Origin of the sequence: Variovorax terrae (assembly GCF_022809125.1) — a bacterium.
In the GTDB taxonomy this organism is placed as follows: domain Bacteria; phylum Pseudomonadota; class Gammaproteobacteria; order Burkholderiales; family Burkholderiaceae_C; genus Variovorax_A; species Variovorax_A terrae.
Window position 1 is genome coordinate 3,147,532 of sequence record NZ_JALGBI010000001.1, and the last position, 11,584, is coordinate 3,159,115.

An 11,584-nucleotide genomic window follows, 5' to 3' on the forward strand; every position below is an offset into this window, starting at 1 on the left:
CATGAATTTCTCGCGAATCTTTATTCTGCGGCCGGTGGCGACTTCGCTGCTGATGGTCGCCCTCCTGATTGCTGGCGCGCTGGCCTGGCGCGTCCTGCCGCTTTCGGCGCTGCCGGAGGTGGACTACCCCACCATCCAGGTCACCACGCTGTACCCGGGCGCAAGCCCGGACGTCATGACCTCCGCGGTGACGGCGCCGCTGGAGCGTCATTTTGGGCAAATGCCGGGGCTCAATCAGATGTCCTCGGTCAGTTCGGGCGGCGCCTCGGTGATCACGCTGCGCTTCTCGCTGGACATCACGCTGGACGTGGCCGAGCAGCAGGTGCAGGCCGCCATCAACGTCGCCAGCAACCTGTTGCCGAACGACTTGCCCATGCCCCCGACCTACCGCAAGTTCAACCCGGCCGATGCCCCCATCCTCACCCTGGCGATCAGCTCGCCTTCGCTGCAGGTGATTCGCGTCCACGATCTGGTGGAGAACCGGCTGGCGCCCAAGCTGTCGCAGGTACCGGGCGTCGGCGTGGTCGCCATCGCGGGTGGACGCCGCCCCGCCATTCGCATTCGCGTCAATCCCGACGCCCTGGCCTCGGCCCGCATGTCGCTGGAGGATGTGCGCGTCGTCACGAATGCCGCCAACGTCAACCAGGCCAAGGGCAGCTTCGACGGCCATGCGCATGCCTCGACCATCGACGCCAACGACCAGCTTCGCTCGGCGGCCGACTACGGCAACCTGATCCTGACCTACCGCAGCGGCAACCCGTTGCGGCTCGCCGACGTGGCCGAGGTGGTGGACGATGCGGAGAACGCGCGGCTGGCCGCCTGGGCCGGCCTGATGCCCGCGGTCATCCTGAACATCCACCGCCAGCCCGGGGCGAACGTCATCGAAACCGTGGACCGCGTGAAGGCGCTGCTGCCGCAGTTGCAACTCACGCTGCCGGCGTCGATGGACGTGCAGATCCTGACCGACCGCACCGTCACCATCCGGGCCTCGGTCCACGACGTGCAAGTGGAACTGCTGCTGGCGGTGCTGCTGGTGGTCGCCGTGATTTTTGTCTTCCTGCGAAGCCCTTCGGCCACCCTCATTCCGGGCATGGCGGTGCCGCTCTCCCTGATCGGCACCTTCGCCGTGATGCATCTGGCGGGCTTCTCGATCAACAACCTGACGCTGATGGCCTTGACCATCTCCACCGGCTTCGTGGTGGACGACGCCATCGTGATGATCGAGAACATCGCCCGCTATGTGGAGCAGGGCGAACCACCCCTGCAGGCCGCCCTGAAGGGCGCACGGCAGATTGGCTTCACCATCATCTCGTTGACGATCTCGCTGATCGCGGTGCTGATCCCGCTGCTGTTCATGGGCGATGTCGTCGGCCGGCTGTTTCATGAATTCGCCATCACGCTGGCCGTTTCCATCCTGATCTCGGCCGTGGTGTCGTTGACGCTCACGCCGATGCTGTGCGCCAGGCTGCTGCGCCACACCCCCGAGGCAAGCCATGGGCGGCTCTACCAGGTCACGGGCCGGCTGTTCGACGGCATGATCCGGCAGTACGGTGTGATGCTCAACTGGGTCCTGAACCGCAGCGGTGCGACGCTTCTGGTGTTCGCGCTCACCGTCGCGCTGACTGCCTGGCTCTACGTGGTGGTGCCCAAGGGCTTCTTCCCGGTGCAGGACACGGGGGTCATCCAGGGCATCACCGAAGCCTCGCAGTCCACGTCGTACGAAGCCATGTCGCAGCGGCAGCAGGCGCTTGCCGAAGCCGTGCTCCAGGATCCGGCCGTGGAGAGCCTGTCGTCGTTCATCGGGGTCGATGGCGGCAACACCACCCTCAACACGGGACGCATGCTGATCAACCTGAAGCCGCGCGAACAGCGCGAGGGCAGCGTCAGCGACGTCATCCGCCGCCTGGCGTCGTCCACCCGCAGCGTGCCCGGCATCGCGCTGTTCATGCAGCCCGTGCAGGATCTCACCATCGAGGACAGGGTGTCGAAGACGCAGTACCAGTTCCTGCTGTCGTCGCCCGACGCGGCGGCGCTGGCGGATGGCACGCAGCGCCTGCTGGAACGCCTGCGCGGCCTGCCGCAGCTGACGGATGTGGCCAGCGACCTGCAGGACAAGGGGCTTCGCGCCTTTGTCGAGATCGACCGCGGCGCCGCGAGCCGGCTGGGTGTGAATGTGGCGGGCATCGACAACGCGCTGTACAACGCCTTCGGCCAGCGCCAGGTCTCCACCATCTTCACGCAGTCCAATCAGTACCGGGTCGTGCTCGAGGTCGCGCCGCGACGCAATCTGGGCATGGAGGCGCTGGCCAATCTGTTCGTGCCGGCAAGCAGCGGCGCGCAGATTCCGCTGTCGTCCGTGGCGCGGATCGTCGAAGGGCCGGGCTCGCTTGCGGTGAACCACGTCGGCCAGTTTCCCGCCGTCACCCTCTCCTTCAACACGGCCTCGGGCCATTCCCTCGGCGACGCCGTCAAGGCGATCAAGGCAGAGCAGGCGGCGCTCTCGCTGCCGCCCGGCATCGACACCAGCTTTCAGGGCGCCGCGCTGGCCTTCCAGGCATCGCTGTCCAACACGCTGTGGCTGATCCTTGCGGCCATTGTCACGATGTACATCGTGCTGGGGGTCCTGTACGAGAGCTACATCCACCCGGTGACGATTCTCTCGACGCTGCCGTCCGCCGGCCTGGGCGCGCTGCTGGCCCTGGCCGTTTGGCGGCTGGACCTGGACATCATTGCCGTCATCGGCATCGTCCTCTTGATCGGCATCGTCAAGAAGAACGCCATCATGATGATCGACTTCGCCCTGGACGCCGAGCGCGAGCAGGGATTGGCGCCGCGGGACGCGATCTACCAGGCAACCCTGCTGCGCTTCCGGCCAATCCTGATGACCACGCTGGCGGCGCTGCTGGGCGCCCTGCCCCTGATGCTGGGCAGCGGCTGGGGCAGTGAGCTGCGCCATCCGCTGGGCGTCACCATGGTGGGAGGGCTGATTGTCAGCCAGGTGCTGACCCTGTTCACCACACCGGTGATCTACCTGCGTTTCGCCACATTGGCGCAGTCCTGGCGGCAGCGCAGCGGGGTGCCGGCATGAATTTCAGCGAACCCTTCATCCGCCGACCCGTGGCCACGACCCTGATCACCCTTGGCGTGGCCTTGGTGGGTGCGATCAGCTTCCTGCTGCTGCCCGTGGCGCCGTTGCCGAAGGTCGACTACCCCACCATCTCGGTGTCGGCCTCGTTGCCTGGCGCAAGCCCGGACACCATGGCCACCAGCGTCGCGACGCCGCTGGAGCGCTCCCTGGGCGCCATTGCCGGCGTCAACGAGATCACGTCGTCCTCGACCCTGGGCAACACCCGGATCGTCTTGCAGTTCGACCTCGATCGCGACATCAACGGCGCGGCGCGCGAGGTGCAGGCCGCCATCAACGCAAGCCGCAACCTGCTGCCTGTCGGCATGCCCAGCAACCCGAGCTACCGCAAGGTCAATCCGGCCGACGCGCCGATCATGATCCTCTCGCTCACCTCGGGCATCCTGTCGCGCGGCCAGATGTACGACGCAGCCTCCACGGTGCTGGCGCAAAGCCTGGCGCAGGTGGAGGGCATCGGGAACGTGGTGATCGGCGGCGGCGCCTTGCCAGCGGTGCGGATCGGGGCCGACCCCAACCGGCTGGCAGCCAGCGGCATCTCGCTGGAGGACATCCGAGCCGCGGTGATCTCGACCAACAGCAACCGCCCCAAGGGCGCGATCGAGGATGAGGCGCGCTACTGGCACATCGATGCGAACGATCAGGCGCGCTCCGCGGCGGACTACGCGTCCCTGATCGTGCGCTACCGCAACGGCAATGCAGTGCAGCTGAGCGATGTGGCTCAGGTGGTGGACTCTGTCCAGGACGTGCGCAACTACGGGGTGGCTGACGGCCAGCCCTCCATCCTCCTGCTTCTCTACAAACAGCCGGGGGCAAACATCATCGATGCGGTCGACCGGGTCCGCGCGCTGCTTCCCAGGCTGCAGTCCTCGATCCCGCCGGCGATCGATTTGCGCGTGGTGACGGATCGCACCCCCACCATTCGGGCCTCCCTGCGCGAAATCGAACGCTCGCTCGCCATCGCCGTGGGGCTGGTGATCCTGGTGGTGTTCCTGTTCCTGCGCAACGTGCGTGCCGCGCTGGTGCCCAGCGTGGCGGTGCCGGTTTCCCTGGCCGGCACCTTCGGCGTGATGTACCTGGCCGGCTACAGCCTGGACAACCTGTCGCTGATGGCGCTGACCGTGGCCACGGGCTTTGTGGTGGACGATGCCATCGTCGTGCTGGAGAACATCTCGCGGCACCTGGAGAGAGGCAAATCCGCCTTGCAGGCCGCGCTGGATGGCGCGCGGGAGATCGGGTTCACCGTTCTCTCCATCAGCCTGTCGCTGATTGCCGTTTTCATTCCCATCCTGCTGATGGGAGGCATCGTCGGCCGCCTGTTCCGCGAGTTCGCGGTGGTGCTGTCGGTGGCCATTCTGGTGTCGATGGTGGTTTCGCTGACCACCACGCCCATGATGTGCGCCGCCCTGCTCAAGCCGTCCCTTCACCACCGCTTGCCATCCAGAGGCTCGCGCTGGGCGGCCCGCGCGCAGGCGGGGCTGCTGCGCGGCTACAGGCGCTCGCTGGCCTGGGCGCTCAGGCACCAGCCCTGGGTGCTGTTGATTTTTGCCGGTGTGATCGCGTTGAATGTCTATCTGTACGGAGCCATCGCCAAGGGCTTCTTCCCACAGCAGGATACCGGGCGCATCGTGGGCTTCATCCGGGCCGACCAAGCCACGTCGTTCCAGGCCATGCAGCAGCGGCTGGACCGCTTTCTGGCGGTGGTGCGGGCCGACCCCGCGGTGGAAACCGTCACCGGGTTCACCGGTGGGTCGGCGCGCAATGTGGCGCAGATGTTTATGGCGCTCAAGCCGCTGGACCAGCGCGACGCATCAGCGGACCAGGTCGTGGCCCGGCTGCGCACCCGGCTGGCCAAGGAGCCGGGAGCCAGCCTCTTCCTGGTGCCGGTGCAGGACATTCGCGTCGGCGGGCGTCAATCCAATGCCCAGTACCAGTTCACGCTGCAGGCCGACAACCTGGAAGACCTGCGCACCTGGGAGACCCGGATTCGCCAGGCGCTCATGAAGCTGCCGGAGCTGGTGGACATCGACAGTGACGTCCAGGACCGCGGGAAGCAGACCACGCTGGTGCTGGACCGCGACGCCGCCACCCGCATGGGCCTGTCGGTGCGCGCGATCGACGCCACGCTGAACAACGCGTTCGGCCAGCGCCAGGTGGGCGTGATCTACAACCCACTGAACCAGTACCGCGTGGTGCTGGAACTGGCATCCGAGTTCCTGCAGGGGCCGGAGTCGCTGCGCAACCTGTACTTCATCTCCAGCACCGGCAATCAGGTGCCGCTGTCGGCCTTCGCACGCGAGGAAACCACCGTGGCGCCCCTGTCGGTTGCCCACCAGGCCGGGACACCGGCCTCCACCATCAGTTTCAACCTGCCGCTGGGGGTATCGCTGTCGCAAGCCAGCGAGGCCGTGCGCAACGCGATGGCCGAGCTGGGCGTTCCCGTGTCGATACGCGGCACATTCCAGGGCACCGCGCGCGTGTTCGCCCAATCGCTGGACAGCCAGCCGCTGTTGATCCTGGCCGCGCTTGTCACCATCTACCTGGTTCTTGGCATCCTGTATGAAAGCCTCATCCACCCCTTCACCATCTTGTCCACCCTGCCGTCGGCGGGCGTCGGCGCCCTGCTCGCCCTGATGATGTTCAAGACCGAGTTTTCCATCATCGCGCTGATCGGGATCATCCTGCTGATCGGCATCGTCAAGAAGAACGCCATCATGATGATCGACTTCGCCATCGACCGGCAACGCCGTGGCCGGCTAGGAGCCGCACCGGCCATCTACCGGGCCGCCAGGCTGCGCCTGCGGCCGATCCTGATGACCACCGTGGCGGCCATCTTCGGTGCCGTGCCGCTGGCGGTGGGCAGCGGCGACGGCGCCGAGCTGCGCCAGCCGCTGGGCATCGCCGTGGTGGGCGGATTGGTGCTCAGCCAGTTGCTGACGCTCTACACCACACCCGTCGTCTACGTGGCGATCGACCGGCTGCGAATGGGCATGCGCTCGCGCCGACCCAGGCACACGCAACCAGCGCCGGCATTGATGGAGGCCCCTCATGCGTTCTGAGTTGTCACACGCCCTCCAGCGCGGCCTGGCGACGCTGGCCGCCGGATTGCTGGCCGCCTGCGGCAGCACCCCACCCTACCAGCGGCCGGCCATGGACATCCCCCCGGCCTTCAAGGAGGCCGCACTGTTTCAGCCGGCGCAGCCTCGCCTTTTGTTGCAGGGCGAATGGTGGCGGGTGTTCGGGGACGAGACACTGAACAGCCTGCAGGCACAGCTCGTGATCGGCAACGAGAACCTCGGTCTGGCCTTCGCCCAGTACCGCGCGGCACGCGCGGCGCTCGCAGCCAGCCGCGCGGCCCTGGCGCCCAGCCTGGGAGTCGGCGCTTCCACGTCGCGCGGCCGGTCGCCGTCCCTGCCATCGGCCGAGACCACCGTCTCTTTGTCTGGCAGCGCGAGCTGGGAGGTCGATCTGTGGGGGCGCATCTCAGCCCAGGTGGATGGCGCCCAGGCGCGGCTGGACGCCAGCGAAGCGGATTGGGCGGCCGTGCGGCTGTCGCTTCAGGCCGCGCTGGCGCAGACCTACTTCTCGCTGCGAACGGCCGAAGCGCAGACCGAGTCGCTGAACAACGCCGTGCAGGCCTATCGCCGCTCGGTCGAGATGACGCAGGACCGCTACCGGGTCGGCATTGCCTCTGCAGCCGATGTCGCGCAGGCCCAGACGCAGTTGAAGCTAGCGTTGGCGCAATGGGTTGAAACGCGAAGAAGCCGCGCCCAGCTGGAACATGCACTGGCCGTGCTGCTGGGCCGGCCGCCCTCGCTGTTCACGCTGGACGTGATGGCGCGCTTGCCGGCGGTGCCCGATGTGCCGGCCCAGCTGCCGGCGCAGTTGCTGGAGCGCCGGCCCGACATCGCCGCCGCGGAGCGCCGCGTCGCCGCGGCCAACGCCCAGATCGGCGTCGCGCAGGCGGCGTTCTTCCCGGCGGTCACGCTGTCGGCCAATGCCGGCTACCGTGGCGAAACCATCGCCAACCTCATGTCGGCTCCTCACCTGTTCTGGTCGCTGGGGCCGGCCATGGCACTGGCGGTGTTCGACGGCGGAGCTCGCCGCGCCGGCGTCGACAGCGCGCAAGCCGCCGCCGACCAGGCCGCCGCCGCCTACCGCCAGACCGTGCTCGCAGCGCTGCAGGAAGTGGAAGACAACCTGGTGTCGGTTGCGACATTGCAGGAAGAGGCCACGTACTTGGAAGAGTCACAGGGGGAAGCACGGCGCGCACTCGACATCACCACCCACCAGTACCGCGCGGGCACCGTGAGCTACCTCAACGTGGTGGCCGCCCAAACGACCGCGCTGTCGATTGAGCGCAGCCTTCTCGACACGCACAACCGGCGTCTCGCTGCCGCCAATCAGTTGCTCAAGAATCTTGCCGGCGGCTGGCCGTTGCCGCCGAATCCGTAGAGCCGGTCCAGAGTCTCCTCACGCCATTGCTCTCTGAGTGTGGCGTTCAAAGGGTTTGAGGCGGCTTTTGGGGGGCCAGGACATGAGTCATGAAGCTCGTACAGCTGCACCGTGCGTTGAATCAACCCTGCCTTTTCTTTTCTCTACCAAAGGTAATTCGCAAACAAGTTCTCATCCATCATATGTGGGACGTCCTTGTTCGCGGTACCAACTGCGAACAAGGTGCCTCCTGTACTTCGGATTTACTTCATCTTCAAAGGCGCTGCGAGCATGTGCGGTCCAATGGTTGTTGACAAACTGCATTTCGCCGCGTTCGATGCGATATTCGATCGACATCTCATCGCGACGCAAAATATGCTCAAGGCATTCCAGGGCTTCAACAAGCAAGGCATCCAGCCTCTGGCCTGCGAGTGCGTAGCCTCGCCGAATGAGCTTGAACGAGAGCCTTACCGTTAACTGTTGCCGAGAAAAATGGAATACGGGTGCAGTCAGAGTCTTCGAGGCACCACGACAATGCTCTTCCTGTCTGTCGTAGTACACAGGTTCATACAAACGTCGCAATAGCTTCGGACTCAGCTTCAGTAGTTCGTTGTGAACGGAATACATACTACAGAAGCGACTGATTCCACCACGCGCCGCCGGATAGATACAAAGCAATCCGACATAGTCGGGCACCGAGAGACCAAAAGCATTGTCAGTATGAAAAAAAAGTTCAGCATTGGTCTCCGCTGCACGCACGCCATAGCCGATTTCTTTCTCTGTATCAATAACGTCATACAGCATGGTTCCATCCCATTTTGTTGCAACGGGATTGGACAGCATCTGGCCGATCAGCCAGAAAATGGTCACGGCCTCCTGCTTGCTGAGAACATTCATTGGCAGACCGCTGACAATGGCCAAGCCCATCCCGTGATGTAGCTTGTTGCGCACCTGCTGCACTACGGTGCGGCATTCAACTAGAAGAAAATCTCGCGCACGGCAAAGGAGTAGCGGCAATGGGGCGGAACGCAACTGCGTCACCACCGAGATCAGTTCGGCGACCATCGAATCAGTGAGTTCAATGCGCCAATTCGAAGTGTCGACCTCGTCCCGAGACCATGCTCGCTCCCCCAGGACAGGATGGTCAAGAATTTCTGATACTGGCACTGTGTCAGCTTGAGCAATATCATTCATTAATCACGGACCCTTCTGCGTTCTGCAGACTCCAATCTAATCATTCGGCTGACAATCCGATTCTTGACACATCCTGACCCTTCCATTTTCCCGAGATCAACTAAACCAACGGCTTTTTCTATGGATATATTTCCCTCCGCTCTTTGCCAAGAGCTGGTTCGAATCGGCCGGTAGTTTTCTCATTCGGCTTGGCTTTTTTTTCAGCTACTCTATTGAATGTAGAACAGCATTGAGATTGCATCGTTCAATGTGTGATTTCAAAAACGATAAACTTCGACTCTTCAGAGAAATATCTTGAGCTTAGAACTTCGGAAGATCGGAAGATCCTTTGTCGCGGAGGTCGCCAAAGTGGATCTGCGAGATCGATGTGACAGTCAGTTCATAGAAATGATAGAAAAGGCACTTACAACCTATGGAGTGCTAGTTTTTCGGCGGCAGCGCCTTGATGACGACCAGTTGCTTTCATTTATCCAACAACTCGGCCCTCCGATTGGAGGCAGGGTCAAGGAGATCGCGGGGCGACACCCCCATTTCGTCGATGTCGGCAACGTGGATGAGAATGGCCAGATGTATGCGCGACATGGCGCGCGAGATCTCTATATGCGCGCCAATCAACTCTGGCATACCGATGGATCACAAGCCCAGCCGCCTATTCGATTGACTATTCTGCATGCTCGTTTACTTCCCTCTGTGCCGCCTCCAACCGAATATGCTGATATGCGTGCCGCCTGGGAGGCACTGCCTTGCTCAGCACAGAATGAAATTTCTACGCTGATGGTTGAGCACAGCATACTGTGGTCTCGTCAGCAGATTGGAATGAAACCTTCTGACTTTTCTGAGCAGACAAGAGCCATGCTCCCTCCTGTCGTCCATCCCTTGGTACGTACGCACCCAGGAAACGATCGGAAATCACTGTATCTATCCTCCCATGCGTCGCACGTCATTGGATGGCCTGTTGACAAGGGACGCGCACTCCTTCGCAAATTGACCAGTTTTGCGACTCAACCGCAGTTTGTACATGTGCATGAATGGCTCGACCATGACCTCGTTGTATGGGACGATCGCTGGACCATGCATCGATCCACCCCATATTCAAGCCATCATCCAAGACGACTTAGATGGTGCGGGGTGCGGGAATTGAACCCGGTCTGATTACGACCACTCGCTCTGCATGCCGCCGTGCCGCCGCTTATTCAGCAACGAATTGACCTCTTCCTGTGACCCAGCTTTTAGGCCCGCGAATCCAATTGAGGCTGCTAGACGAAGCAGATGGTCCCTCTTTGTTGGCCGCGGCATTTGATGGCGAGCTCTGGTCGCTGCCATTCACGATAGTACCTTCCCATGAAACAATCGATGACTATATTCGCATAGCACTTTCTGGGCATGCGGCAGGCACAGGAATTCCCTTCGTTATTGAGCTGATTTCAACAGGAAAGATCATCGGTTCCACACGATTTTGGAATGCAGATATCAGCGCACGAACCATTGAAATCAGCCATACATGGTTGGCCTTTTCCTACCAACGCACTTTCGTGAATACAGAGGTGAAGTACCTTATGCTGCAGTTTGCATTCGAACAGCTGGCGTGCATACGCGTTCAATTTCGTGTTGATGAAACGAACAGCAAATCCCGAACGGCCGTGCTCCGACTCGGCGCAAAGGAAGAAGGCCTCATTCGCCATGAACGCGTCATGCCCGACGGTAGAAAACGCAATGCACTTCTCTACAGCATCGTCGATGACGAATGGCCAGCGATCAAATCACATCTAAGACACCGTCTGATGCTTTAGCAATCCGAAGCACTCCTGTTGATTATGCGAAACTATCTATCTGTTATTTCCAATCATTTCCGTGCACTTCAAGAGTGGGCCATCGACAAAGAAGCGCAACTAGATTTGGATGTCAAAACCTTCGTGCTCGAAGTAAAGCACAGAGGTCGCTACTATCATATGTATCCGCTCTTCCAAGCATCAAGCGAAGGGCAGCTTAGACACACCGGTTTTCTACCAAAAGATGTCGTTGGCTTCGGCGGATGGAGGCCCTACCCTCCCATCAGGCATCCCCACTCTCTCAATAAACTGCTCTTCAAGGATTTTCTACGGAAATCAGAACTTCGAACCCCCACGTTCCTTACCAAGGCCGGTCAATCACAACCGGAATTCGACTATATATTGAAAGGCACTAGCGGCTCGTTCGGGAGAGAAATAGCTGGGCCATTTAGGGCTTCACAACCTGCAGATCTCAATGGGAGCACAACGAATCCCCCCCCGAGCACCCATTTCGTTGAAAAATTCATCGAAGGTACGAGTTTGAAAGTTTGGTTTTGGGGAGCAAAGGCTTTTTTTGCTCATGCCCAATCATTTCCAGAGATTGAAGGAGATGGAGTTACAACCGTAGAGAGTTTGCTGCGACAAAGGTTGACCAGTTGCAGGCTCGATTGGGAGCATTTCTCAGATCGATCCATCATTCTTGAATGCCTCCGTTTTCAGAACATCAGTAGCGGCGCCGTTCTGAAAACCGGTGAATCACTGTGGTTTGATTATCGGTATGGGAAACACTACGAGCCGGTCCACGGCGCCACGCCTGACAGCGACAACAATCTGCCAAGCCTCCTGGAGCAAACAGGCACGCAGATTCACGACATGGGGTCTGCACTGGCAAATCTTCTAAAACCAAACTTTGCTGCGCCCATCATGATTTCAGTCGATGGGATGCTTGATCATGACGGCAATATCTGGTGGTTGGAAATGAACACCAACTCACTGATGCCGCCAGAGGGCTACGCCGCGATGTTTTCTGATATTTTCCCTTAGA

7 protein-coding genes are annotated in these 11,584 nt (G+C 61.4%); 6 read left to right on the forward strand and 1 reads right to left on the reverse strand.

Annotated elements, in window-relative coordinates:
- The first annotated feature begins 1 nt into the window (after nucleotide 1).
- From MMF98_RS14840 to MMF98_RS14850, 3 genes are read left to right on the forward strand one after another with little or no spacing between them, the layout of a single operon-like run.
- Complete coding sequence (locus MMF98_RS14840; protein WP_243307149.1) at nucleotides 2–3,088, forward strand: multidrug efflux RND transporter permease subunit; 3,087 nt, start codon at nucleotides 2–4, stop codon at nucleotides 3,086–3,088.
- Nucleotides 3,085–6,201 carry a multidrug efflux RND transporter permease subunit gene (locus MMF98_RS14845; protein WP_243307150.1) on the forward strand — a complete coding sequence of 1,039 codons (3,117 nt, stop codon included), beginning with the start codon at nucleotides 3,085–3,087 and terminating at the stop codon, nucleotides 6,199–6,201. Before MMF98_RS14840 ends, MMF98_RS14845 begins: the two co-directional genes overlap by 4 nt.
- A complete protein-coding gene (locus MMF98_RS14850) occupies nucleotides 6,191–7,597 on the forward strand; it encodes an efflux transporter outer membrane subunit (RefSeq protein WP_243307151.1) in 1,407 nt (468 codons plus the stop codon). The genes MMF98_RS14845 and MMF98_RS14850 overlap by 11 nt, the downstream gene beginning before the upstream one ends.
- A gap of 171 nt (nucleotides 7,598–7,768) precedes the next feature.
- Here MMF98_RS14850 and MMF98_RS14855 read toward each other — a convergent pair whose 3' ends face one another.
- Entirely contained in the window at nucleotides 7,769–8,770 is a 1,002-nt protein-coding gene (locus MMF98_RS14855) for a TauD/TfdA family dioxygenase (RefSeq protein ID WP_243307152.1), read from the reverse strand.
- Nucleotides 8,771–9,064: 294 nt separating this feature from the next.
- On the opposite strand from MMF98_RS14855, the gene MMF98_RS14860 reads away from it, so the two are divergent.
- From MMF98_RS14860 to MMF98_RS14870, 3 genes are all read left to right on the forward strand, one after another.
- On the forward strand, nucleotides 9,065–9,922 hold the full coding sequence (locus MMF98_RS14860; RefSeq protein WP_243307153.1) for a TauD/TfdA dioxygenase family protein: 858 nt from the start codon (nucleotides 9,065–9,067) through the stop codon (nucleotides 9,920–9,922).
- Between the two features lie 65 nt (nucleotides 9,923–9,987).
- Complete coding sequence (locus MMF98_RS14865) at nucleotides 9,988–10,560, forward strand: GNAT family N-acetyltransferase (RefSeq protein ID WP_243307154.1); 573 nt, start codon at nucleotides 9,988–9,990, stop codon at nucleotides 10,558–10,560.
- A gap of 24 nt (nucleotides 10,561–10,584) precedes the next feature.
- The gene (locus MMF98_RS14870) at nucleotides 10,585–11,583 is read left to right on the forward strand and encodes a hypothetical protein (protein ID WP_243307155.1); all 999 of its coding nucleotides are present in this window, start codon (nucleotides 10,585–10,587) and stop codon (nucleotides 11,581–11,583) included.
- Nucleotide 11,584: the final 1 nt, after the last annotated feature.